This is a genomic window from uncultured Pseudoteredinibacter sp., from assembly GCF_947502065.1.
In the GTDB taxonomy this organism is placed as follows: Bacteria; Pseudomonadota; Gammaproteobacteria; order Pseudomonadales; family Cellvibrionaceae; genus Pseudoteredinibacter.
Genome location: NZ_CANMYE010000011.1, coordinates 50,140 through 74,509, shown reverse-complemented (window position 1 = coordinate 74,509; position 24,370 = coordinate 50,140). Strand labels below are relative to the sequence as shown.

The window sequence follows — 24,370 nt, the reverse complement described above, 5'->3', positions numbered from 1 at the left end:
CTAAGTCGACGACTCGGCCGACTCTTCATCGGTCGATTTTGCGCGAGCACGATACTCGCTGATTTGCGCGTATGCCATGACCGAAATCATGGGAAACAGGCTGGCAAAAGCAATTAAACCAAAACCATCAATTAATGGGTTACGACCCGGCACCGTTTCGGATAAACCAAGGCCTAATGCTGCCACTAAAGGAACGGTAACGGTAGAGGTGGTAACACCACCGGAATCATACGCTAGAGGTACGATCATTTTGGGGGCAAAGCTGGTTTGAATGACCACCACAATATAGCCACAGATGATATACCAGTGAATTGGATCGCCCACTACAATTCGATAACAGCCGAGTGAAATGCCAATCGCCACGCCCAGGGCAACGGCAAGGCGCAAGCCCCAAATACCGATAGCGCCACCAGAAACTTCATTCGCTTTAATAGCAACGGCGATGAGTGAAGGTTCGGCAATGGTGGTACTAAAGCCAATCAAAAAGGCGAAGAGGTACACCCAGTGGTAATCGGTCCAATCTACTTGGCTGGCGGCATCTACTATAGCTTTACCGGCGTGTATAAAATTCGGATCGGTAAGCTGTTCGGCCATCAAGCGGCCCAGCGGGAATAGGCACCACTCTAACCCTAAGAGGAAGAGTGATAGGCCAACAAGAACCCATACAAAACCAAAAAGTATTTGCCCAAGATTGGCAGGCTTTTTACGAATAACCGCAAACTGAAAACCAAAGATAATTGCGGCAATCGGCAATACATCGGTAACGGTGCCTAGGGTGACATCCCAAATCTGCTGTAAAATTTCCATTAGATAAGCATCCCGTAGGCCATAACAAAAATCATAGGTGTTAAAGAGGCGAAGGCAATTAGGCCAAAGCCATCGATCATTGGGTTACGTCCTTTAATAGAGGATGCCAAGCCAACGCCGAGTGCAGTAACTAAAGGCACGGTAATGGTGGAGGTGGTAACGCCGCCAGAATCGTAAGCAATACCGATGATTTCACGGGGGGCGAACATGGTCATAATAACCACGATGATATAGCCGCCAATGATAATCCACTGAATTGGCCAGCCTTTTAAAATACGCACCACACCAATCACAATCGCTAAGCCAACTGAAAAGGCGACGGTATAACGCAAGCCATTGGCGTACTCGCCTTTGGCCGCCAAGCTGTTTTCGATCATTTGACCGGTGGCGGCAACCTCGGCGGCTTCAGCCGCAACCGCAATGAGTGCAGGCTCGGCGACGGTAGTGCCAAAGCCCAAAGAAAAAGCGAACACAATTAACCAAAACAAGCTGCCTTTGCGAGCGAAGGCGTGCGCCATGGATTCCCCAATCGGGAATAGGCCTTGCTCTAAGCCGTGGATAAAAAAAGTTAAGCCCAGCACCACAAAAACGACCCCCATCATCAGCTGGCCGACATTGGGCAGGGGTTGCTGGAGTACAAAAAACTGGAAGAACAGAATGACCGCCACAATGGGCATCAGGTCTCGCAAACTGCCAACCATGGAGCGGCCAAGTTGTTGAAGAGTTCTTAGCACGAATGTTCCTTTAAATGCTATGGGCTAATAATTTATGGGTAAGATGATCATAGAAGTGGGGTGAATACCCGTAAAGGTAAAAACACGCTTTTACCGTTCTAGATCAAGTACTTAGCAAATAAATTTTCTTTTGCAATAACCCTAATCATTGTATGGTGTTTTTATTGCAGATTTGTTGCCTCTAATCCCCATGTTTTGTCATCTCAATCATTGCCTCTCCCTTATTAAGTATGGGTTCAGCCTCAAAAGCTCATATTGAAGGCTCAGGCAGCGAGAGGTATTGGACGCAGCCTCAGTTTTAAAAACAATATTCGGTTTTAAAGGGGAACGACTATGGGTTGGATTGCTTGGATTGTTTTAGGCTTGGTGGCTGGTGCATTGGCGCGTTGGTTGATGCCTGGCGAAGATAAAATGGGTTGGATTCTTACCATTGTGTTGGGTATCGGTGGCGCCTTCGTGGGTGGCTTTATCGGCTCATTAGTAGGTTTGGGCTCGGTATCAGGCTTCAATATCGCAACTATCATCACCGCCACTATCGGTGCATTTATTCTGCTATTTGCTTACAACAAGCTTATTCTTAAGAAGTAATATCAGATATGGGGCTAGGGTAATGACTCTGGCCCATTCTCAGTTTTTGTCGCGGATTGTCAAAAACTAACCTACCTTTCCATCTCGCGCTGTTTGATACTCAATACAAACTAACAATAATATGTTTGGAGCGCGTGGTGAAATTAGCCCATATATCCTTGCGGCCGTTATCGGCAGCCGTCCTGTCTTTTGCATTAGTTGCCTGTAGCGGTGATAAGAATGCTCAAGAAAACAATCAAACCGCCAAAGATGATTCCCCTGCAAAGGTAACAGTAGAGGCCGCTGAGCCCAGCACCGCCAATATCACGGCCGAGCGTATAATTGCTGCTGACTCAGAGCCAGGCAACTGGATGTCCCATGGTCGTACCTATGGCGAGCAGCGCTATAGCCCGCTAAATCAAGTCAGCAAAGATAATGTGAAGGATTTAGGCTTGGCTTGGTCTTTCGATGTTGAGCATCAGCAAGGTTTAGAGGCCAGCCCCATTGTGGTTGATGGTGTGATGTACACCAGTACAGCGTGGAGTGCGGTCTATGCGCTTGACGCTAAAACCGGTAAGCAATTGTGGCACTACGACCCTAAAGTTCCGCAAGAGTACAATCGCTACCTTTGCTGTTCGCCGGCTAACCGTGGCGTGGCGGTTTGGAAAGGCAAGGTTTACATTGGCACAATTGATGGTCATCTAACAGCACTTGATGCGGCGACAGGTAAAGTGGCCTGGAATGTGAAAACCGTTGATGGCGCACCCTATTCAATTACCGGTGCCCCGCGAATCGTAAAAGACAAAGTTATTATCGGTAACGGTGGCGCCGAAATGGGCGTACGTGGCTATATCACCGCCTACGATACCGAGACCGGTGAGCAGCAGTGGCGCTTCTATACTGTGCCAGGCAATCCAGAAAAAGGCTTTGAGAGTGAAGCTATGGAAATGGCTGCCAAAACCTGGACAGGTGAATGGTGGAAGCTTGGCGGTGGTGGTACCGCCTGGGATTCCATGGCTTATGACCCAGAGCTAAACCTACTTTATGTAGGTGTTGGTAACGGTTCGCCATGGAACCGAAATATCCGCAGTCCCGAAGGCGGCGATAATCTATTTCTATCTTCCATCGTAGCGGTGCGCCCAGAAACGGGTGAATATGTTTGGCACTACCAAACTACTCCTGCCGACAATTTCGATTACACCGCAACCCAGCATATGATTTTGGCTGATATTCAAATGGATGGTGTTACACGCAAAGTGATTATGCAGGCACCCAAAAACGGCTTCTTCTACATGTTAGATAGAACCAGCGGCGAATTTTTATCGGCCAAGCCTTATGTGCAAGTAACTTGGGCTAGCCATGTCGATCAGGAAACCGGTCGCCCTGTTGAAGATAAAAGTGTCACCGAATTTACAGAGCGCACCCAGATGGTTTGGCCGGCCCCTTACGGTGGTCACAACTGGCACCCAATGGCCTTTAATCCCAATACCGGTTTGGTTTACATCCCAGCCATTGAAATGCCGCACTTTTATAATGGCCGCGAAAAGCTGGATAAAGAGCGCATTTGGAACCTGGGCATGAACTGGGTTAAGCCACCAGCGGAAGATAATGAAACCATCTTAATGAACAAAAAGCTTACCAGCGGTAAATTAATTGCCTGGGATCCTGCCAAGCAAAAACCGGCTTGGGAAGTGGTTTACCCAACCCCGGGTATTGGTGGCATGTTAACCACCGCGGGCGATTTGGTTTTCCATGGTGTGCCTCAAGGCAAGCTAATGGCTTACAGCGCTAGTGAAGGTAAACAGCTTTGGGAAGCATATACCCAAACCGGTGTGGTAGCTCCGCCGATTACTTATGAAGTAGATGGCGAGCAGTATGTTGCCGTAATGGCCGGCTGGGGCGGCATGTTTAGCCTTACCGGCGGCACTGTTTTTGGTAAAGATGAAGGCCCAGGGCCGAATCGTGTTTTGGTTTATAAAATTGGCGGCACTGCAACATTGCCTGATCAGCCTAAGCTCGTAAAAGAAGCGCCGAAACCACCGGCGCAAACCGGTACAGCAGAGCAGATTGCCAATGGCGGTGCTTTATACGATGAATTTTGTCAGTTTTGTCATGGTTTACACGCCGTAAGTGGCGGTGTAATTCCAGACTTACGTCATATGACCGAAGCTAGCCACCAATCCTTTATGGGCATTGTTTATGGCGGTATGTTGAAAGATAAAGGCATGGCTGCCTTTAACGATCACCTAACCGTGCAAGAGGTGCAAGATATTCATCACTACCTCATTCAGCGCGCCATCGACAGTCACGGCGACGAACGCGTTTTCTAATGCCTGCCGAAACGGGGTCAGACCCTCAAAGGGTCTGACCCCAACCGCCATTTACTCCACCCCAATAGACCGAAAGTCTCAATTTTCTCCTCCTGTCATTATTACCGCTAAAAATGTCCGGCTTTATCGACAGCTTAGGGCTAAACTGAGTATCAGAACTCCCTGCAATAATAATGAATAAGGAGACCGCGATGCCCGCTAAATTTGTTGATGAAACTCCCAGAAGCGTAGCTTTTTACAGTCGTGCTGCCGCTATTACCGTGGATGATGATATTCCCCTAACCGAACAAGATGTTGATGATGTCGCGGAGATATTCCAGACGCCGTTAACTGGCAGCTATAACTGGGATTACAAGCTCCAAGAAGGCCGCATTAAACAGCTTTATGAACTGGGTAAAAAACTCAATTGGAATGTTGAAACTGATTTAGATTGGAGCAAACCGGTTACTTTATTGCCTGACGAAGTACGCGCCAAAGTGGGTGGTTTTGATGGCTTTAAGCCTTTTGATGATTTAAGCGCAGAAAAGAAAAAAGAGTTTCTCGATCACTGTGATGCCTGGCGTTTGGCTCAGTTTCTTCATGGCGAGCAGGGTGCTTTGCTGGTTGCCTCCCAGCTGGTGAGTTGTGCGCCGACCTTTAACGCGAAATTATACGCTGGCTCACAAACCTTCGATGAAGCTCGCCACGTTGAAGTGTTCAATAAATTTATCCAAGAAAAGCTTGGGGTAATGTACCCCATCAATTACGCCTTAAAAGGTATCTTGGATAAAATTTTGACCGACGCTCGTTGGGATTTAAAATTTATTGGTATGCAGGTTGTTATCGAGGGGCTAGCTTTAGCGGCGTTCACCTCAATGCACGATCGCCTACCACAAGGTGGCTTGCTAAAAGATATTTTAAATTACGTTATTCGCGATGAAGCACGTCATGTTGCTTTTGGTATTCACTATCTTGAAGAATTTGTAAAATCACTCAGTGAAGAAGAAAGAGAAGAGCGCGCACAATTTGCCTATGAAGCCTGTGTGGTATCGCGAGAGCGTTTAATCCCTACCGACGTATTCGAATACTATGGCTGGGACGTGGAAGAAGCTCGCCAAGTATTTTTAGCGGGCGAAGGCAATACCAACTTCCGCGACCATCTCTTCCAGCGCGTAATACCCAATCTTCGCCGTATAGGCCTACTCACCGATTCCGTACGTCCGAAGTTTGAAGCACTGGGTGTGCTGGAATATGAAAACATGATCGACGATGGCGATATAGATTGGGCCGAAATGAGCCGCCCCCTAGATAAGCTTAACTAAAAGCAAAGGCGAAGCCCATACATATGCCGGGGTCAGAACCAATAGGTTCTGACCCCACTCGAAGCCACATGCTAGAATGGCCCGCCAAGCCTACAAGCAAGCCCACGCTCACAAGCCTTGCCCAAGCACATTCTAAAACCTAACCCCTTTGCCCCAAATCCCCCAATCAAACCCCAACAAAAACTCCCAATCTAAAACCAAAAGTGATCAAAGGTTATCTATCGCAGTAGAGGCTAAGTTAATCTGTATGCAAATATAGAATCATCCTTAGTCACTATGCCAACGATCAAAAGGCAATCGCCATGCAATCAAGAATACACTCCCTAACAAACGCAGCGATCACCGCTGTACTCGCAGCAACATGCTTTCTAATCTGCCCGTACTTAAACTTCAGTGGAGAATCAGAAATAAAAAGCCTGACGATATTTATTGTAACGTTTGTCGCGGTGGGGTACTTGGTGAATAGAGCATTCGAAAAGATATCGAATATAGGAAAAGAACAATAACCGTAATTAAGCCAAACCGGGGTCAGAACCAATAGGTTCTGACCCCACATCGAAGCCGAGATCTATACCCGCATAACCACGGGAACTATAACCTACCACTAATCGTCAATATTGGTTCAAAAAGCCACTCTAATAGAGATCGCTCTTCAAGGATAATATCTGCTTTAAGTTGCATGCCTGGTTTTAGGTAAATGTCTTTCCCTTGAGATGTTACAGTTTGGCTACCCAGTTTTATGTCCACAAGGTAAAAAGCTTCCTGGATGTTGACGGGTACAGGCATTTCATTTGGCGTGAGTACGCTTTGGGAAATTTCCATAACTTGCCCATCGAAAACACCAAAGCGCTGATAAGGAAATGCATCATACTGAATGCGTACAGCTTGCCCATGCTGAATTAAGCCCGCAGCCCTACTGGGGACCAATAGCCTTGCAATTAATTCAGAATCTTTTGGCATCAGCGTTAATAGTTGCCTTCCTATTTGTACGTTTGAACCTACATGGCTGGTAAAGTTGCCGACAACTCCTGATGCGGGTGCGGTGATTGTGTAGGCCGACGATATCTTGCTACTTGCAAGCTCTCTTTTTAGGGATTCTACGCGACGCTCTAGGTTGAGTTTTTCTTCAGCAAATGCATTGGGTATCTTTATATCTATTTGGTTTTCAATATTAGCAATTTGTAGTTGGGCATTATCCAAACCTCTTTTCATGCTTAAATACTGTTGCCGGATTTCTAGTTCTCGGCCAAGCAATGTGTCTACATTGGCTTGCGAAACAAAACCTTTGCTTTTTAGTTGTTCAGCGCCAAGTCTTTGCCTTTTGACCAACTTTAACTGCTCTTCTAAAAGGGCTAGCTCACTATTGAATGTGTCGAGCTCTCGTCTTTTGCCTTTCAGTTGTTGTTTTAAGTTTTTTATGTCTTCTAGGCGACGATCATCGATGCTGGCTAAAAAACTCTGGCTGGCTATCAGTTCTTTATTTAGTGAGCTTTGGGTTTGTAAGCTATTGTTCGAGCCATCGTCATCACTTCTGTGTTGGGTCACTTTTATAAGGGCGTCACCCTGATTTACTGATGTGCCATTGCGCACTAATATCTGACTAATTACACCGCCCCTATCACTATTTACCTTTAGCATGCCCGATTGGGGTAGTAGATATCCTGATACGGACTCCTTTCGCTTATAGTTTTGCAGGCTGGCAAATAAAACCAGTACGCATAGCGAAATGAAAAATATGCCCACCAACCATTTAAAACTACGAGGCTGCACAATAAGCACCTCACCCCATAGCCGAGTGCGCTGGTGCTCAATGGCTTCTTGGCGAAACAGCTTGCTCATGCCTTAGCTTCCTCTGTTGGCTGAGCGTTTCTTGGGCTTTTAGCCGCGCTATACTCTATTTCACTTAAAACCCCGTCCTCCATATGTAAAACACGATCGGCGGCCTCAATTAATGCTGGTCGGTGAGCAATTACAATGCGCGTAATAGGTAAGCGTTTAATCAATTGGGCGATCTTTTCTTCTGTCGCCATGTCAAGGTTGGCGGTGCCCTCATCTAAAAACAAAATTTTCGGGCGGCGATATAGGGCTCTGGCCAAAAGCACCCGTTGTTTTTGGCCGCCAGAAAGCGTGGTACCCATATCACCAATAAGCGTGTCGTAGCCCATGGGGTTTTTCATTATGTCATCGTGAATACAGGCCGCTTTTGCGCAGCGCTCTACAAAAGCCATATCCAGCTCTGGATCAAAAAAGCTGATGTTATCGGCAAGGGTGCCAGAAAGCAGCTGATCATTCTGCATTACCACGCCAATAGATTGGCGATAGAACTCCAGGCCCAAACTGTGTAGTGGGGTGTTATCAATAGCCAGCTCGCCCCCTTGGGGTTTTAAAATGCCCAGCATCACCTTAAGCAAGGTAGATTTACCGCCGCCAGAAGGCCCGGTAATAGCGATCATCTCTTTGGGGCTTACTTGTAAGTTAATATTTTGAAATACCCAAGGGTCTTGCTCGCCATAGCGAAAATCGATTTGTTTTAAGCTTAATTGCCCGGCGAGTTTTCTATCGTAATTCAGCTGCTGTTGCTTGCTGGGCTCAATTTCTGGTTTGCTGTGCACTATATCGGCCAGTCGCTCTAAATGCAGCTTCAGCATGCGAAACTCCATAAACTGGCCAATAAGCGCCGAAAGCCTAGAGCTAAACTGCCCAGAGTAGGCTTGGTAGGCAAACAACATGCCTAATGTCATATTGCCTTCTATCACCAGCTGGGCACTTAAATACATTGTAAGCACCGATTGCAGTACACCGATAACACCCGTACCCACACCCACATTAATATTGAATTTATCTAAGGTAATCTGTGAGTTAAGGGTATCGATATTCAGGTTTTGCCACTGGGATTCCCGGGCGGATTCCTGGCCAAAAAGCTTAATCGCCCGAATGCCGCGAATAGATTCTAAAAAATTAGTTTGTGCCTTGGCCGAGCGGTGTAATATCTCTTCGTTCTTGCGCTTTTCGTAAGGGAATATAATGAGCTCGATAATAAAACCAATAATCAAAAAACCGATCACGATCAAGGTAAGCTTAACGCTGTAGAAAAAGGCCATAACCAAAGTGGTAATCGCCATAATGCCATCGAGCACAATAGCGATAAACCCCGAGGTAAATAAATTGGCCACTGGGCTAAGTGAGCCAAAGCGCGAGGTAATATCCCCTATGTGGCGTTTTTCAAAAAAATCCACGGGCAGCTTTAGCAAGTGGCGGAACAAATTTAAACGCATTTGAAAGTTAAGCGCTGTAGAAAAATACAACATTAGATAAGAGCGCAACCAGCCCAGGGCGATATTAATTAGGCCAATCATGGCAAAGCCCATCGCAAGCACCGTTAAAAAATCGAGATCCTGCTTAGTAATGGCATCGTCCACTACCATTTGCTGAAACAATGGCATTAACAAACCCACACATTGCAAGAGCAAGCTAAGAATAAAAAGCTGTGTAATGCTAGGCGCTAAGCCCCGTATCGAGCTCCAAAAGTCGGTAATGCGAACGGGCTTAACTTCTTCTTTTTCAACAAACTGTGTAGTGGGGCGCAGCTCTAAGGCTACGCCGCTAAAATACTGGGAAACTTCTTTGTTATCCAAAGTAAGCGCCCCGCGGGCTGGGTCGTGTATTACACATCGCTTTTTATCGGCCTTAACCAAAACCACAAAATGATTCAGGCCCCAGTGTAAGATGGCAGGCAGCTCAAGCTCGGGTAAATCTTCTAAATCTAGCCGCAGTGGCCTGGGCGAAAGCTCAAGTTGATTGGCAACAGCCATTAAGCTTTGCAGGCTGGCCCCTTTGAGGGAAACTGAAAAGCGGCTGCGCAAAGTAGCTAAATCAATTTGATGTCCATGATGGGCGAGCACCATGGCAATGCAAGCGAGACCGCACTCGGCGGCTTCGGATTGATGTACTACGCTGGCTTGGTACTTTCCCTGTATAAGATTAAATAAGTTCACTGCTTGTCCCTTTTGATAATCCGAATGTAAGGGAAACGGGCGCCAATGAACACGGCTGGTGCCAAATTTGGGAATAGAGAATGGCGGTGATTAAACATTATTCACACCCCCCCCCCTTAGAGAAATTATTAAACTAAAGTAAGATGGCATGGAATTAATGAATGACGCTTGCTTTTGACAGATGGCCTAGGTTACTAATTTTAGGCCCCGGGCAATTCGGGGTTGAATCAAATAGTAATTTTGTAAGGAAATTTTTATGATCAGGGATTTAAATGTAGTTGAGGTTGAGCAGGTTTCTGGTGGGTTTAATCATTTGTCGTCAAATGATAACTATGACCGCAATCAAAGTAGCTGGAGTTCAACAACCTACAACTACGGTGGCCTAGGTTTTGGTGATGAAAAAGAAACTCCGCCGGATGGCGAAGGTGAGAAGCCAAAGGAATCAAAAGAGAAGAAACAGACCCAGGAAGATAAACGAATATTAACAGAGAAAATTTGCCCGGGTGGACTCAAGAGTTTTGAGGGCAATATGAATGTCCACGCCAGTGCTAGTGTTACTGGCGGAGGAATGGGGGTTTCTGGTAAGGTTAAGATAGAATGTTATCCTCCGAAATAAAAGATTAATTAGAAACGATAGATCGACCACAATTGAGTGGTCGATCAACTTTGAAAATTATATATGCGTATTTTTGTATTCCTTATCGCTATTACAATAGGTGGCTGCTCCACTGTCCATAGTAGTCAGTTGGATTTTTATTTAGATAGAAAATACTACGGTAGCGGTACAGAGGCCATAGATCTTTTATCTGATGTTATTTCGACACGTGAGAATAAGGATTTTATCCTTAAAAATCTCTACCAAACTTATCAGTTGTCTCTGGGTGAGGTTGATATAGAAAAAAGAGATTCGGCACTTAAGTCAGTCAAGGATGCTGTTTATGAGCTTGGTGATCCAGACTTTATAAAAGAGTTTAATAATTCGGCAAAAAAACTTGAGAGAATGCCAATCTTGCCAACTAGCAGAGTCCTTGATATGTCCAAGTATCACTTGGTAACTAAGGGCGGAGACTTAAATACTGGCTTGTATCTTGGTGTGAATATTGGGGGCAAAGCATATCCATTTGTTGTCGATACAGGATCTAGCAATTGCTTGGTTCCAGACCTATTTTTGCAGGAAAGCAAAGCAATGAGGAGTGGTGATGTCTATTACTTTGATCAAGTTATAATAGGCGATATGGATTTTTCCGGCATGCCTTGTAGTAAATTAAGTGACCATACCTCTATGCGGGCTTCATATGGGATACTTGGATTGGACTTTTTGATGTCAGTTCGAACGATGTGCATTGTGCCTTCTGATCATGATAAGTGGTCTGTTCTGTTTGGTGTGAGTAATTGTGTGGCGGACAAGAAAATGATGGATCTTTTCTATACGGATTCTTTGGGTTTGGCGGGTGTCGGTAATTTTGGCCAAGAAAGTGGGTTTTATTTTATTGATTCCGGTGCCGATAGAAGCGTGATCTTTAAAAGCGGTGACGAGATTTCTCTGTCCAAAATGAAAGTAACAGGCGCTAGAATGTTCGGGGCTCCAGATGAAAGTATATATATAAGCAATAATAAAAGGGTGTTTTCTACGGAGATGTATTCAAAGGCTGTTTATCCTCATATTGTAGATGAAAAAATTAGCAGGCGAGTATTTTTCGGTAGGCCAGAAAAGTTATCCGGATATGTTGGTTCAGATATTCTATTGAATTCTGGAGCGCTTTTCATTGATTTTATTAATATGGAAATTTACGTTCAATAAAAGTGGGGTCAAGTAAAAAGGCTAGATATAAATAATTAGTAAATACGAAAAGCAGAATGCGGGATGGTCGCTCTAATTATTCTAGATCTACTATTCTAGAGTTAGGCCAATTCCTGCTTTTTATTCACGCTAAAGGATAATGCTATTCAGAATTAGAAAATGTAGTAAGCCGCTTACGTGGCTATAGCCAGAAGCTAGCAAGTATCTTTATTTTCATTGTAAAATCGCTGTATTCGCGATGCATATTTGTGTTTGGTTGATTGACCACTTACGTTTAAAAAGTAAAGGGGAAGATATTAAAAGCCTAACGAATTCTCAAGTAACGTTTATCGTGGAGGGATACTTGGTGAATAGGGTATTCGAAAAGATATCGAATATGGGAAAAGGACAATAGTCGTAATTACGCCAAACCGGGGTCAGAACCTATTGGTTCTGACCCCACATCGAAGCCAATATATTTACGCCTTCTTATAAGCCGCAAACAAAATCGCAATCAAAACAACTTCTGCACCCAGCGGGATAATTGCTGCTTCGCTATAACCTTCCACAACCAAGCCCGTAACACGACCAATAGCGGCACCTAACATGACAGTGGCCGCAGCGGCGAACCAGTGATTGCCTTTGTTAATTAGGCCTAGGCTGGTAAGCACCATGGTGATAAAAAACACACCGCCCATATCGGCGCGAATAGAGGCTAGGCCTATATTGCCTTCGCCTTGTAGGCCGAGTTGTTGGGCCATCTCTACAGGCGAGATTAGCGTTTTTACCCAGATAAAGGCGCAAGTTAATACGATCAGTACAGAAAGTGTGCGTACTAGAATTTTCATGGTAATCCTTAGCTTTATTAATTAGGCCCAGGCTTGCTGCTCTGGGCCTGATGAATCATGGCCGCTAGGATACCATTTCTGATAGCTTAAAGCGTAGTGCTTTACCCAATGGGTTGCGTGGAATGGCGTCTATCTGGATAAGCTTTTCGGGCAGCTTATACATGGCGATTTGGCGCTCTTTTAGGTATTCGCAGAGCGCCTCTAGGCTTAGCTCTTCACCTTCTTTCAACACCACAAAGGCAGCTACTCGCTCACCCATGGTGTCACAAGGGTAGCCAGCGGCGGCCGCTTCTTCTACGGCAGGGTGGGCGCCCAGTAAGTTATCTAATTCAGCTGGGGCGATGTTTACGCCGCCGCGAATAATCAAATCTTTGCAGCGGCCCACAAAGCGGTAAAACTCGGCATCGGCGATTTCAAATAAGTCGCCAGTTTTGTAGTAACCGTCTTCGCTAAAGGCCTGTTGGGTTTTGTGGGACTCTTTATAGTAGCCATCGAATACGCTAGGGCCTTTAATTTGCAGCTCGCCGCTGATGCCAGGCTCGCTGATAATTTCACCGGTTTCTGGGTTGGCCAGGCGGGTATCGATCAATTTATTGGCAATGGGAAAGAGCCGCGCGCGTTGTTCAGCTTGATTGGTTTCGTCTGGCCCGCAGACCATGCTAACGCCTTCATTGGAGCCAAAATGGTTTACGATTTCGATATTGTGTTGTTCTTTAAAGCCTTCCACCATCCAGGCATCTAAAGGCGCTGAACCAGAGCCAATCGTGTGTACCTTAGCTAAGGTATTGGGCGGCAACATTTCTGGGTGCTTAATAATATTATTCAGTAACGGTGGTGGCGCTAGGGTGTAAGTAATATCTTCTTCGATTAACTGGCGCACAAAGACCGGTAAGTCCATGGGGTGGTGTAATACCATTTTGCCTGCGCTGTATAACCAGCTCATCATCAAGCCGCCGATAGAGGCCATATTAATAAACGGGAAGGGGTTTAACAGTGCCTCACCATCTTGCAGCTTATTGCCTTCGTAGGTAGCTAGGCCAATAGTGAGCCATTGATTGTGCGAGCGCGGAATTCCCTTGGGTTTTCCTTCTGTGCCAGAGGTCCAGCAAATGGTCACGATATCATCGGCATTTACTGGGTTGCTTTCCAAATAACCCTGCCACATCGCCTCATCAAGCGCTTCTGCATAAAGGGTATCGAAACTTTGGCCGTGTTCAGCGCTGCCTTCTCCTACGGTTAGGTGCAGCGGCTTTTCATCCAGTTGTAAGTGGCAGTGTTCTACCGCTTGCCACATTGGGGTGCTCTGATCTTTGCCTTTAAAAGTATTTAAGCTGATGACGATTTTGGGCTGTAAGATCGGCAGGATGTCGGCGAGCTCATGTTTTTGATACTGCATGGGCACGGGGCTCACAATCGCACCTAAGCGTGAGCAGGCCATATATAAGATGACCAGCTCGACAATGTTGGGCAGCTGTACAAAAACGATATCGTCTTTTTTAAGGCCTGCATGCATTAAGCCATAGCTGGTGTGCTCGATTAGCGCTTGCAGTTCTTGATAGCTTAGTGAGCGGGCAGCTTGGCCGGTAAGATCATCTCGGTTTAGCGGATCAACCAAGGCGATGGTGTCGGGCTTTTTGCTGGCGGTGGCGTAAAGCAGATCGTGCAGTTTGCGCTCACCAAAAAAACCTTGCTCGCGATACTGCTGACGCAAGGGCTGTGGGGTAGTAATCATCACTGGGCTCCTAGGCCTGCGCGCGGTTTATTGTTATGGCGGCAAGGCTCGTTTTCGCTACGTTTTAAGTATAGCGTTTATAGTTAGTTGCTTTATAAGACTTACATTATAATCCGATCACGCTAGTGCCTGTCTAGTGGTTTTATGCCTTATTTTCAATAACCGTTTGCTAAAGCGGTAATCCAGCTTGCTGCTTAACGTGACCGAAAGCAAAGCTAGATTCAATCGAATCGATGCCGGGCACTTTCGAAAAGCGCTCGCGAATAAAACGCTCATAATCTTTCAAATCGGCTGCCACAACACGCAGCAAATAATCTCGATTACCCGCGATGAGATAGCACTCAACAATTTCATCCAGATTGGCTACGGCGTCTTCAAAATGCTTGATGATGTGCTCTTCGGGCTTTTCTAGGCGTACACTGACAAATACATTCATCGCTAAGCCGCAGGCCTCTTGGTTGACCTTGGCGCTATAGCCTTCGATAAAGCCATTAGCTTCTAATTTTCTCACCCGGCGTAGGCAAGGCGAAGGCGATAAATTCACCTTTTCTGAGAGCTCTTCATTGCTAATTCGGGCATTTCGCTGCAGTTCGCGTAATATCTGTCGATCTATGGCATCCATTGTTATCTGTCTCTAAGTCTTTCTTGTGCGCAATATTCTGCCATTATGATCGTTCGATATGGCAAAAATCACAAGTTAATTGCTGGCGGGCTTTGCGATACTGGGCCTGATGATGAATTCAGCGCTAATACGACAGCCACTATAAAAAGAGATAGCCCATGAACGATTGCAAAGCTCGCCACCTAGGGGCGAAGAAGCTAGCTCCTGAAACCCAGATGATGCACTACGGCTATCAGCCCAGCCTTTCGGAAGGCGCGGTAAAATGCCCGCAGTTTCAAACCTCTACCTTCGTATTCGATTCGGCCCAACACGGCAAAGATTTTTTTAACTACGCCTCAGGTCGTGAGCCATTACCCCCTGGTGAAGAGCCGGGCTTGATTTACACGCGTTTTAATAACCCGGTATTGGAGATTCTCGAAGGGCGGATTGCGCTTTGGGATGAAGCTGAAGATTGCCTAGTAACGGCCAGTGGTATGGCGGCAATCTCTACTAGCTTGCTGGCCTTATCTAAGCCGGGTGATGTGGTGATTTACTCAGAGCCAGTATACGGCGGCACCGATGCCTTGTTGGGCAGTATTTTGTCCCAATATCAGGTTCATGGTATTGGCTTTTGCTCCAGTGAAGGGGCTGCTGGCTTAGCTAAAGCGATGGAAGAGGCCCGTGCAATTGGTCCGGTTTCGGTGGTGTTTGTGGAGACTCCAGATAACCCGACGAATCAGATTATCGATATTCGCGCTTGCGCTGGTTTGATCGCCGCCTATGGCCAAGCAGAAAAGCCTATTTTGATTGTCGATAACACCATGTATGGCCCTATATTTCAGCAGCCCCTGCAGCATGGCGCCGATGTAAGTCTTTACTCACTTACTAAATATATTGGCGGTCATTCCGATGTGGTTGGTGGTGCTTGTGCGGGTAATGGCGAGGTGATTTCTCGCATTCGCGGTTTCCGCAATATTATGGGTACAACCATGGACCCAAATACGGCTTGGCTGATTATGCGTTCATTGGAGACCCTCAAAGTGCGTATGCAGGCCTCCTCAGCTTCGGCTCGCCAAGTGGCTGAATATCTGCAGCAACATGAGCAGGTAGAGAGTGTTCTTTACCCTGGTTTCTTAAAAGCAGGTGATCCGCAGCATGAGATCTTCCAGCGCCAGTGTGAAGGTTGTGGTTCCACCTTTGCTTTTGCCATCAAAGGTGGAGAAAAAGAGGCCTTTGCGGTACTGGATAAAATGCAAATTGCCATGCTAGCGGTGAGTTTGGGGGGTACAGAAACATTGATCCAGCACCCGGCATCAATGACTCATTCCTGCGTGCCCCAGGAGCGTCGCGCGGAAATTGGCATTGGCGAAAATCTGATTCGTATTTCGATAGGTTTAGAGAATCCAGAAGATATTATTGCTGATTTAGAGCAAGCTTTATCCTAAAGGCTTGGGGCCCATTCTAAAACCATGTTTAGAGTGGGCTTTATTGCTCAAATAGACTAATTATTTAGTACCAAAAGCCGATAGCACTATACGTATTTGAATCGACGTTGAGTGCATTATGTCCGCCAAATCCCTATCTATCGCCAGCAAGATCTACTGGGCCTTAGGCCTTATTGCAGCGGTACTGCTCACTGCCAATATTGTGGTTTTCTATTATGACGAGCGCGCTCTTGCCGAGGGTCTTGTTAAAGACAATATGGAAACCCTGGCAAGTAATTATTTTGACTCGGTTAACGCCATGATGCTGACCGGGACAATCGCCAACCGCAAAATCATCCAAGATAAGCTGCTGCAACAGCAAGATATCGTAGAGGCCAGAGTGATCCGTAGTGATAAAACCCGTCAGCTTTATGGTGATGGTTTCTCGGACCAAAAGGCGGTGGATGACTATGAGCGCGCGGCCCTTAGAGGCATAGCGGGTTTTCGTAGGATCGAAAGCGAAGATAAGCATGTGCTTGAGTACATTATGCCGGTGAAGGCTGAGGAAAATTATCGTGGTACCAATTGCTTGGGTTGTCACCAGGCGAAGGAGGGCGATATCTTGGGCGCCGTAAAAATCAGTTACGATCTAAATCGTGTGGATGGCGAGATTCGCAATTCTGTAATGATTGGAGCGGGTGCTCAGTTGTTTCTGATTATTATTTGTTTTGCTCTGTTGAGCTTAACCTTGCATCGCTTGGTATTACGCCGCCTTATTCGTTTGCAGGGCACCATTGGCAAGGTAGAAAGCGAGATGGATTTAAGCCAAGAGATTACTGTGCATCATAATGATGAGCTTGGTGCGGTCAGTAAAGCTTTGAATTCAATGATGGCCAAGTTTAAAGGCAGTTTCTTGGAAGTTTCTGAGGCCAGCGATCGTCTCGTCGATTCGGCCACTAGCTTAGATAAAATCTCTTCGTTAACCAAAGAAGCAGTACTCAGTCAAAAACGCGGGACTGATTCTGTGGCCTCTGCCATCAATGAACTGGATGCTTCGGCACATGCTGTACGTAGCAATACGCGAGATGCAGCCGAAAAATCCGAAGTGGCCAATAGCAGTGCCAGTGAAGGCTTGCAGCTGGCCGAAAAAACTCGCCTAGGAATTTTTCAGCTGCGCGATGAGGTTGAAAGCAATGCCTCCAAAATTGAAGAGCTGGGCACTAAAACCCAAGAAGTCGGTGGCGTGTTGGATGTGATTACCGGCATTGCTGAGCAAACAAACCTGCTAGCTTTAAATGCGGCTATTGAGGCTGCCCGTGCTGGCCACCAAGGTCGAGGCTTTGCGGTGGTAGCTGATGAGGTTCGTCAGCTTGCTACTCGTACTCGTGAGTCTATCGATCAAATTCAGGGTACCATCGAAGCTTTGCAAGGTGATGCAAAATTGGCCGTAGAGTCGATGCATGAGGTAAGGCAGCAAGCCAACGAAAAAGCCGATGATGTAGAGGCTGTTGCCAATTTGCTGAGCAGCATTACTGAGCAAATTAAAGTTTTAGATGGTTTGAATGTTCAAATTGCTACAGCGGCGGAGCAGCAAAACCAAGCCGCTGATGAAATTAATAGCAATGTGGTAAATATTGCTGAAGTGGCAGAGCAATCTAGCGAAGACGCCGTGCGCGGAAAGCAAATCAGCGAAAGCTTATTGGAGCTGGCTTACAACTTGAACCAATTATTGCGCCAGTTTAATTTAGGGAAAAAGTAAAAGCGCTAACTACCTTGGTGATGGCGGTCTGCAAGAACACTCTCTTGTAATCCATAGGCCGCCTTTAAATCATTGACTAGCTCTTTATTTTCCTGAAGAAAGAGATCGAATTTCTCCAGTAATTCTTTGTGTTTAATGCTCGACAGACGAAAGCCAACGATGGTTAATGGCAGGGCTTCGTCCATTTGTAATTCCCCTGCATGACCGATTTTGTCCAAGATATACTGTGTCACGCTGTATTCAATATCAGCTCCGTCCGCTCGCCCGCGTAACACCATTTTGATGGCAATCTCTGCGGTGCTAGTTTCTATCAACTGTAACTTTTGCTGTTGATGCAGTTTATGCCACTTGGTGGGAACAAAGCCTTGGGGGAATGCGACAGAACGAAAGTTGCTTAAACCGATATCCTGCCGCTGGTGGTGAACCATTGTGCCATAGACGGCCATGGTGAGTGCTCGGCTAAACTTCATTCCATGTAGATGGTGCTCTTCGTTTTCGTGCCAGCGGGCATTATCAGGATAAACAAAGTCGACAGTGCCCTTGCGCAACTCTGACTGTAGGCGCTTCAATGGCAGGGGGACATACTCAAAGCTTATATTGTTTTGCTCGGCAAAAGTTTCGAATACAGCCCAGGCATAACCCTTGTCTTTTCTACCTGTAAAATTGTATTGCGGAGAATAATCAAAATCTTGGGTGCCAATGCGATAGTGCTCTTTTGCACTCGTTGTAGCAGCTGCACTGAAAATGAGAAAACAAACAGCTAGGGTTTTAATCCACATCGCTTTGGCCGTTTACGGGTGATAAATGATTATTGCGCCACCACGGAAAAATCGCAAGCTAGTGGAGGGGCTGAAGTTCAGTCGGCGATAATAATGAGAAAGACTGAACTCAAGCCGAACAAGTTTCAAACAGGGTAGACAATTTTTAGTTTTTGCATTCCTGTCACAAAAACTAAATGATTGAGACGAAAATAAGTGAACGCTACGCCAATATAATTAGTTGATTTTGTAAAATAAAACTATTGGTCGTAGCGTTATAAATTTAAACGTTATTTTTTATGGTTTAGGTTTCTAGACGCGCTCAACAAGCATTGCGGTGCCAATACCAATAGCGCCACTTACGGCAACTAAGGCCAGCGTTTTATCCTGGCGTTCTAGCTCGTCCAAAGCCATACCAACCAACATGGCACCGGTTGCGCCCATTGGGTGACCAAGGGATAAGGCGCCGCCGTTCACATTGTATTGGTCATCTTGTAAATCAAAGTGACGCTGACAATGGATGCTGGTTGCGGCAAAAGATTCATTAAACTCCATTAGGTCAATATCTTTTGCGGTCATATTGTGAGTGGCTAGGAGCTTTTCAGCGGCATCGATACCGCCTGTTAACACAAGGCGTGGGTCGCCACTAGCATTGGCGAAGCCTAAAACTTTGCCGCGTGGTTTCAAGCCTAGTGCATCGGCACTTTCTTTATTGCCGAGTAAGTTCAAGGAAGCACCATCAACCATACCCGGTGAATTACCGGCGTGGTGAATATGCTTGATTTCATCAAGTTCTTTGTACTGAGCAAGTAAGGCTTTATCAATTCCCATAGCACCCATTTTTGCAAATGAAGGCTGTAACTCGGCCAGTTTTTCTAGTGTGCCACCAGCACGTGGCGCATTATCGCTATCGATCGTACCGTGTTCGGTTTCGATAGCAACAATGGAACGCTTAAAGCGGCCTTCGGCAATTGCTGTGCAGGCACGTTCTTGGCTTCGCAATGCAAAGCTGTCCGCTTCTTCGCGACTAATACCTTGCAGGCTGGCAATTAAATCAGCGCCAATGCCTAGGGGTAAATTATGAGCGGCCGTGGCAATTTGCGGATCCATAAAGCCGGGAGCTTTGTCGCTCATCATAGGGGTGCGTGACATCATTTCCACGCCGCCAGCCAATACCGCTTGGTCGACACCCATGCTGATCTTGCCTGCCGCAATCGCCATGGCATCAAGTGCCGAGGTGCAGTAGCGGTTTATAGACATGGCGGGCAAATGAGTCCAGCCTGCAGTGTTGGCGGCTAGCTTTGCCACATTGGCACCTTGTTCACCCGTTTGGGTGGCGCTACCTAGAATCATATCGCCAGAAATTTTCTTGGCACCAGGTGCGCGATTGCTAAGCTCGTTTAGCAGAGGCAACATGATTTCAATTGAAGAAAGTCCCGACAAACCTGTGCCTGCTTTCGCTTTTGTTCTTGGGCTGCGCAGGGTTTCATAAATATATACATTGTCTAAGGCATTCATTTTATATTCCTCGAGCTTGTTGGTATTCGCTGATGAGTTCGGCGCCGAGTTCGGCGATACTCTGTACTGATTGGCTGGCGCCAACACCTTGGCCTGCGGCCCAAATATCTTTCCATTTTTTCGCATCGGCGCCGGCTTCGGCGAAATTAATGCCGGCAGCACTTGGCATATTGCGTGGATCATAGCCAGCTTGAATCAATGAAGGGATCATCCAATTGGCTTTTACGCCAGTGATCGCATCAGAAATCATAATGTCGTCAGCGCCGCAATCCACTACCATTTGTTTGTAGCCATCTTGGGCCATGCTTTCTTCCGTTGGAATAAAACGCGTACCTAGGTTGGCCATATCGGCGCCCATGATTTCCACAGCATGAATGTCGGCGCCACTAGAAAGGCCGCCCCCGAGAATCAATAAGCCGTCCCAAAACTCTCGTACTTCACGCACAAACACAAAGGGAGAAAGATATCCGGTGTGGCCGCCAGCTCCTGCTGCAACCAGTACTAGGCCATCAACACCTGCGGCGACGGCTTTTTTAGCAAAGCTTGGCGATATAACATCGGCAACCACAATGCCGCCGTAAGCATGCACTTCTTCAATGATATGTGCCGGGCTACCTAAGGCGGTTACCACGATAGGTGGTTGATGCTTCTTAATCATTTCCAAGTCAGCATCGCGACGTGGGTAAGACGGGTGAACAACAATATTGACTGCCCAGGGGGTATCACCGAGTTCAGTTTTAATTTGTGTCATCCACTCATCAAGTATCTCTGTACTTCTGGCGTTTGGGGTGGGGAAGCAGCCCAATAGGCCAGCTTTAGAAGCGGCAATAACCATTTCTGGCCCACTGATTAAAAACATCGGTGCACACATGGCGGGCAGTTTTAATTTACTTAATAGCTCTTCACGATTCATCGTTATGCCTCCTAAATTTTCATGGCCGAGCCAATGGCTCGAGCGACCAGTTTTCCGGCTTGGTTGTGAATGGTGCCAGCGGTCGCTAAGGTGCGGCGGCCGGCATTTTCAACTTCGGCTCTAATGGTGAGTACATCTTCAGCGCTTGTTACCGGGCGAATAAATTTGGTGGTGATGTCGGTCATGGTGTGGCGCTCGCCGACATCCAGCAAGGTCATCACTGCTGCTCCCATCGCGGTATCTAATAGGGTGGCCATAATGCCGCCGTGTAAGGTGCCAATTAGATTTACATGGCGATCTTTCAAGGTGTACTCGTAGATGACATAGCCTTCGCCGTATTCTTTGACGGTATAGCCTAGGTTTTCGGCCATGCCGCCACGGCTGGCCATGGCTTCAAACTTTTCGATTTTCTCTTTACCGCTTAAGTTTTCCAGCTGATTAAAATTAATTAAATCACTCATATTTGGAACCTGCTTAAGTGTTTGAATAAGTGCCTGGGTAAATCAGTGCTTTTACTTCACGCTTCACAACTTTACCAACCGGGTTGCGAGGTAGCTGTGCTAAGCGGTGGAAGCTTTTTGGTGTTTTAACGGCGCCAAGTTCCGCTTTAAGCTGTTGGCTCAGGTCGCCGTCATTGAGGACGAAGCTGTCGTCGACACAGATGGCCGCTTCCACACGTTCGCCCCAATAGTCATCGGCAACAGAAAAAACGGCGGCTTCATTAATACCTGGAATTTCACTCAGTATATTTTCTACTTCGGCAGGATAAACATTAAAACCGCCACTGATGATAAGCTCTTTGGCGCGGCCCTGTAGGAACAGATAGCCTTTATCGTCGATGTAACCAAGATCGCCGGTATATAGCCAGTCATCTTTGATGGTATCTGCGGTCTTTTCGGCTTCTTCAAAGTATCCCGCCATAACAATATCGCCACGGCTGATAATTTCGCCCGTTTCTCCTGCCGATAAATGTTTGCCGTTTTGGTCTACTGTCGCTATTTCGCTGTATAAACAAGCTTTGCCAACAGAGCTTTGTAACTGGGCTTGGCTCATATCACTGGCTGTCATAGCCGTGATGGTCATTGGTGCCTCGGTTTGACCGTATACGGTAGAAAGCTTAGGGCCAAAGAAATCAATTGCCTGGCTTATTCTTTCTGGTGGCATGGGCGCGGCACTATAGGTTAAATGACGTAAGTTAGCGAAATCGCTTTTAGCCTCTTCGCCACAGTCCATAATTTTGTAAATCAAAGTCGGCGGCATAAAGCTGACTGTGGCGCCACGGTCACGAAATGCCTGGCGAATCAAATCTGTATCTGGCTGCGGTAACAGCACCTGCCTGCCGCCAACCGCCAGCAAAGGTAAAATATAGTGCGAACCACCGTGAGTTAAAGGCGCTACTGCAAGGTTGCCATCGCTATTATTAAATTCAAACAGCGCTTGCATGTTTTCAACCACTGCCGCCACATTGCGATGACTTTGCATAACGCCTTTGGGTTCGCCGGTGGTGCCGCCGGTAAACTTAATACCGAAGATATCATCTTGTTTTACACGGGCAGGACTGAATTCTTTATCGCGATAAGGTGCGCTGAGTTCTTGGCTGCTGCCGGCACCTGATTGGCGTAAATATAATCGCTGTGCAGGGTAGTCGGCTAAGGTTGCCTCGCTTTCTGTATCGACTAAGACTAGGCGAGGTTGGCTTTTTTGTAATAGCTGACGGTTTAACTGGGCGCCGTTTTTTGGATTGATTGGTACCCAACAGTGGCCGGCTAATAGAATTGCCAAGAAGCCTACAAGGTGATCAATATGGTTTTGAGCACATAGCGCAACCCGGCTAGGTTCTGTGGCAAGCTCAGTTAAAGCAGCCGCTAATGCCTCGGAGCGTAGTTGCAGTTCGCGGTAATTGATCGTCTCTCTATCATCAGTGGCGGCAATGGCTTCAGGGTTTAATTTAAAGCCGCGATAAACGTACTCTATCGGTAATGGTAGGGGCTGTGATTGTGCTGCGCTCATGACTGTCGCTCCAATACCGTGACAACGGTAGCGGCTTCTTCATTCTCATAAAAGCCTCCGCCGTTTTCGGCCACAGCAATTTTTGCATTTTCTACTTGGCGTTTTTCCGCTTCCCCACGTAACTGCGTGCATAGTTCATGGAGTTGCATAATGCCAGTAGCTCCTACTGGGTGGCCTTTTGAAACTAAGCCGCCCGATGGATTCACGGGTGTCTTACCACCTAGCTTGCTGTCACCGTTTTCGGTGAAAGCGCCGCCTGCACCGATTTCACATAGGCCGAGGTTTTCAATCTGTTGAATCTCTGCGTAGGCGGTTGCATCGTGTACTTCAGCGACGTCGACATCTTGCCCATCAATGCCGGCTTGTTCGTAAGCGCCCAGAGCGGCAATGCGACCAATATGGTTGGCGAAATCATCGGCAGCGCGATTTTTACCGCTGGCTAAATGGATGCCGCGTATCTTGATAGCGCGCTTGGGGTCGTAGCCATTTTTCTGAAGTTTTTTTAATGCGCTGCTAGAACAAACCACCGCACAGGCTGCGCCATCGGATATTGGAGCGCACATGGGTAAGGTAAATGGCCAACTAATCAGGCGGCCATTTAAAACTTCCTCGGTACTCATATCATTTTGATACTGCGCCAAAGGGTTCATGGTGGAATGCCAATGGTTTTTAGCAGCCGCCATGGCCAGTTGAGCTTGTGTCGTACCGAAAGTTTGCATATGCAGCCTGGCTTGGGCTGCATAGCTATCCATAAAAAAGCTACGTTGGCCGGTATCGACGTTCCGTAGCTCAGCGGGAATCATGTCTATCGCTGTTTGCTCAATGTTTTTGGTGAACTCTTCTAGGCGGTATATATCCGTGCCACCCATAAAAGCTTGAAACATGGCGTCACGTTTTTCAGGAAAAAACATTTTCTCAGCGCCAAGCACTAAAACTATTTCGGCCATTCCTGCACGAATGTGGGTGACCGCTTGATAAAGTGCAGAAGAGCCAGAGGCGCAGGCATTTTCCACATTGCAAATGGGAATGGATTCAAAGCCCAGCGGTCGCAAAGCAATTTGTCCACGAATGGTATTTTGCCCTTCTAACATTTGTTGGCGAGTATTAGAAAACCAGGCGGCTTCGATATCACCAACGGTGGCACAAGCGTCGCTAAGCGCAAGTTTAACGGCTTCTGCACTCAAGTCTTTTACGCTGCGCTCGGGCATTTTGCCAAGCCCGGTCATACCGATGCCAGCAATTACAATATCTTTCATAGTAGTGTCTTTTTTGAAAGCAGGAGCCTAGCAGACT

The 24,370-nt window shown here is 46.8% G+C and carries 20 protein-coding genes; 7 read left to right on the top strand and 13 right to left on the bottom strand.

The window, feature by feature from the left end:
• Positions 1-807: a DUF1538 domain-containing protein gene (locus Q1A41_RS18370; protein WP_299982022.1), complete on the bottom strand. Its 807-nt coding sequence runs from the start codon at positions 805-807 to the stop codon at positions 1-3.
• Positions 807-1,541 (bottom strand): DUF1538 domain-containing protein, encoded by a 735-nt coding sequence (locus Q1A41_RS18365; protein ID WP_299982019.1) that lies wholly within the window; start codon positions 1,539-1,541, stop codon positions 807-809. Before Q1A41_RS18365 ends, Q1A41_RS18370 begins: the two co-directional genes overlap by 1 nt.
• Before the next feature lie 333 nt (positions 1,542-1,874).
• On the opposite strand from Q1A41_RS18365, the gene Q1A41_RS18360 reads away from it, so the two are divergent.
• The 3 genes from Q1A41_RS18360 (at position 1,875) to Q1A41_RS18350 (ending at position 5,739) form a co-directional block, all read left to right on the top strand.
• Complete coding sequence (locus tag Q1A41_RS18360; RefSeq protein ID WP_299770068.1) at positions 1,875-2,129, top strand: GlsB/YeaQ/YmgE family stress response membrane protein; 255 nt, start codon at positions 1,875-1,877, stop codon at positions 2,127-2,129.
• A gap of 137 nt (positions 2,130-2,266) precedes the next feature.
• Positions 2,267-4,438: a PQQ-dependent dehydrogenase, methanol/ethanol family gene (locus tag Q1A41_RS18355; RefSeq protein ID WP_299982016.1), complete on the top strand. Its 2,172-nt coding sequence runs from the start codon at positions 2,267-2,269 to the stop codon at positions 4,436-4,438.
• 191 nt (positions 4,439-4,629) lie between these two features.
• Entirely contained in the window at positions 4,630-5,739 is a 1,110-nt protein-coding gene (locus Q1A41_RS18350; RefSeq protein WP_299982013.1) for a ferritin-like domain-containing protein, read from the top strand.
• Between the two features lie 591 nt (positions 5,740-6,330).
• Here the strand turns inward: Q1A41_RS18350 and Q1A41_RS18345 are convergent.
• Both Q1A41_RS18345 and Q1A41_RS18340 read right to left on the bottom strand, forming a co-directional pair.
• A complete protein-coding gene (locus Q1A41_RS18345) occupies positions 6,331-7,578 on the bottom strand; it encodes an HlyD family efflux transporter periplasmic adaptor subunit (protein ID WP_299982010.1) in 1,248 nt (415 codons plus the stop codon).
• Complete coding sequence (locus Q1A41_RS18340; RefSeq protein WP_299982007.1) at positions 7,575-9,734, bottom strand: peptidase domain-containing ABC transporter; 2,160 nt, start codon at positions 9,732-9,734, stop codon at positions 7,575-7,577. Before Q1A41_RS18340 ends, Q1A41_RS18345 begins: the two co-directional genes overlap by 4 nt.
• A gap of 256 nt (positions 9,735-9,990) precedes the next feature.
• On the opposite strand from Q1A41_RS18340, the gene Q1A41_RS18335 reads away from it, so the two are divergent.
• Together Q1A41_RS18335 and Q1A41_RS18330 are read left to right on the top strand one after the other, a co-directional pair.
• A complete protein-coding gene (locus tag Q1A41_RS18335; RefSeq protein ID WP_299982004.1) occupies positions 9,991-10,350 on the top strand; it encodes a hypothetical protein in 360 nt (119 codons plus the stop codon).
• 63 nt (positions 10,351-10,413) lie between these two features.
• The gene (locus Q1A41_RS18330; RefSeq protein ID WP_299982001.1) at positions 10,414-11,535 is read left to right on the top strand and encodes a hypothetical protein; all 1,122 of its coding nucleotides are present in this window, start codon (positions 10,414-10,416) and stop codon (positions 11,533-11,535) included.
• 458 nt (positions 11,536-11,993) lie between these two features.
• Here the strand turns inward: Q1A41_RS18330 and Q1A41_RS18325 are convergent, their stop codons facing one another.
• The 3 genes from Q1A41_RS18325 to Q1A41_RS18315 form a co-directional block, all read right to left on the bottom strand.
• Positions 11,994-12,362 (bottom strand): hypothetical protein, encoded by a 369-nt coding sequence (locus Q1A41_RS18325; RefSeq protein ID WP_299981999.1) that lies wholly within the window; start codon positions 12,360-12,362, stop codon positions 11,994-11,996.
• 64 nt (positions 12,363-12,426) lie between these two features.
• Positions 12,427-14,094: a class I adenylate-forming enzyme family protein gene (locus tag Q1A41_RS18320; RefSeq protein WP_299981996.1), complete on the bottom strand. Its 1,668-nt coding sequence runs from the start codon at positions 14,092-14,094 to the stop codon at positions 12,427-12,429.
• 169 nt (positions 14,095-14,263) lie between these two features.
• Positions 14,264-14,716 (bottom strand): Lrp/AsnC family transcriptional regulator, encoded by a 453-nt coding sequence (locus Q1A41_RS18315; RefSeq protein ID WP_299981992.1) that lies wholly within the window; start codon positions 14,714-14,716, stop codon positions 14,264-14,266.
• Between the two features lie 158 nt (positions 14,717-14,874).
• Here Q1A41_RS18315 and Q1A41_RS18310 point away from each other — a divergent pair, with 158 nt between their 5' ends.
• Entirely contained in the window at positions 14,875-16,140 is a 1,266-nt protein-coding gene (locus Q1A41_RS18310; protein WP_299981989.1) for a cystathionine gamma-synthase family protein, read from the top strand.
• A 118-nt stretch (positions 16,141-16,258) separates the two neighbouring features.
• Positions 16,259-17,878, top strand: coding sequence for a methyl-accepting chemotaxis protein (locus Q1A41_RS18305; protein WP_299981986.1), 1,620 nt, complete (start codon positions 16,259-16,261; stop codon positions 17,876-17,878).
• Between the two features lie 5 nt (positions 17,879-17,883).
• Here the strand turns inward: Q1A41_RS18305 and Q1A41_RS18300 are convergent, their stop codons facing one another.
• The 6 genes from Q1A41_RS18300 to Q1A41_RS18275 form a co-directional block, all read right to left on the bottom strand.
• Entirely contained in the window at positions 17,884-18,657 is a 774-nt protein-coding gene (locus tag Q1A41_RS18300) for a transporter substrate-binding domain-containing protein (protein WP_299981983.1), read from the bottom strand.
• Positions 18,658-18,948: 291 nt separating this feature from the next.
• Positions 18,949-20,154 (bottom strand): acetyl-CoA C-acyltransferase, encoded by a 1,206-nt coding sequence (locus Q1A41_RS18295; RefSeq protein ID WP_299981980.1) that lies wholly within the window; start codon positions 20,152-20,154, stop codon positions 18,949-18,951.
• A 1-nt stretch (position 20,155) separates the two neighbouring features.
• On the bottom strand, positions 20,156-21,067 hold the full coding sequence (locus Q1A41_RS18290) for a nitronate monooxygenase (RefSeq protein WP_299981977.1): 912 nt from the start codon (positions 21,065-21,067) through the stop codon (positions 20,156-20,158).
• An 11-nt stretch (positions 21,068-21,078) separates the two neighbouring features.
• Positions 21,079-21,528, bottom strand: coding sequence for a PaaI family thioesterase (locus Q1A41_RS18285; RefSeq protein ID WP_299981974.1), 450 nt, complete (start codon positions 21,526-21,528; stop codon positions 21,079-21,081).
• Positions 21,529-21,541: 13 nt separating this feature from the next.
• Positions 21,542-23,077 carry an AMP-binding protein gene (locus Q1A41_RS18280; protein ID WP_299981971.1) on the bottom strand — a complete coding sequence of 512 codons (1,536 nt, stop codon included), beginning with the start codon at positions 23,075-23,077 and terminating at the stop codon, positions 21,542-21,544.
• Entirely contained in the window at positions 23,074-24,333 is a 1,260-nt protein-coding gene (locus Q1A41_RS18275; protein WP_299981968.1) for a thiolase family protein, read from the bottom strand. Before Q1A41_RS18275 ends, Q1A41_RS18280 begins: the two co-directional genes overlap by 4 nt.
• Positions 24,334-24,370 lie beyond the last annotated feature (37 nt).

Excerpts from the sequence above, each read along its gene's own strand:
- Q1A41_RS18370 (WP_299982022.1), bottom strand. The coding sequence starts at position 807 with ATGGAAATTTTACAGCAGATTTGGGATGTCACCCTAGGCACCGTTACC.
- Q1A41_RS18290 (WP_299981977.1), bottom strand. The coding sequence starts at position 21,067 with ATGAATCGTGAAGAGCTATTAAGTAAATTAAAACTGCCCGCCATGTGT.
- Q1A41_RS18315 (WP_299981992.1), bottom strand. The coding sequence starts at position 14,716 with ATGGATGCCATAGATCGACAGATATTACGCGAACTGCAGCGAAATGCC.
- Q1A41_RS18335 (WP_299982004.1), top strand. The coding sequence starts at position 9,991 with ATGATCAGGGATTTAAATGTAGTTGAGGTTGAGCAGGTTTCTGGTGGG.
- Q1A41_RS18300 (WP_299981983.1), bottom strand. The coding sequence starts at position 18,657 with ATGTGGATTAAAACCCTAGCTGTTTGTTTTCTCATTTTCAGTGCAGCT.
- Q1A41_RS18360 (WP_299770068.1), top strand. The coding sequence starts at position 1,875 with ATGGGTTGGATTGCTTGGATTGTTTTAGGCTTGGTGGCTGGTGCATTG.
- Q1A41_RS18305 (WP_299981986.1), top strand. The coding sequence starts at position 16,259 with ATGTCCGCCAAATCCCTATCTATCGCCAGCAAGATCTACTGGGCCTTA.
- Q1A41_RS18320 (WP_299981996.1), bottom strand. The coding sequence starts at position 14,094 with ATGATTACTACCCCACAGCCCTTGCGTCAGCAGTATCGCGAGCAAGGT.
- Q1A41_RS18350 (WP_299982013.1), top strand. The coding sequence starts at position 4,630 with ATGCCCGCTAAATTTGTTGATGAAACTCCCAGAAGCGTAGCTTTTTAC.
- Q1A41_RS18310 (WP_299981989.1), top strand. The coding sequence starts at position 14,875 with ATGAACGATTGCAAAGCTCGCCACCTAGGGGCGAAGAAGCTAGCTCCT.
- Q1A41_RS18330 (WP_299982001.1), top strand. The coding sequence starts at position 10,414 with ATGCGTATTTTTGTATTCCTTATCGCTATTACAATAGGTGGCTGCTCC.
- Q1A41_RS18285 (WP_299981974.1), bottom strand. The coding sequence starts at position 21,528 with ATGAGTGATTTAATTAATTTTAATCAGCTGGAAAACTTAAGCGGTAAA.
- Q1A41_RS18345 (WP_299982010.1), bottom strand. The coding sequence starts at position 7,578 with ATGAGCAAGCTGTTTCGCCAAGAAGCCATTGAGCACCAGCGCACTCGG.
- Q1A41_RS18280 (WP_299981971.1), bottom strand. The coding sequence starts at position 23,077 with ATGAGCGCAGCACAATCACAGCCCCTACCATTACCGATAGAGTACGTT.
- Q1A41_RS18295 (WP_299981980.1), bottom strand. The coding sequence starts at position 20,154 with ATGAATGCCTTAGACAATGTATATATTTATGAAACCCTGCGCAGCCCA.
- Q1A41_RS18325 (WP_299981999.1), bottom strand. The coding sequence starts at position 12,362 with ATGAAAATTCTAGTACGCACACTTTCTGTACTGATCGTATTAACTTGC.
- Q1A41_RS18275 (WP_299981968.1), bottom strand. The coding sequence starts at position 24,333 with ATGAAAGATATTGTAATTGCTGGCATCGGTATGACCGGGCTTGGCAAA.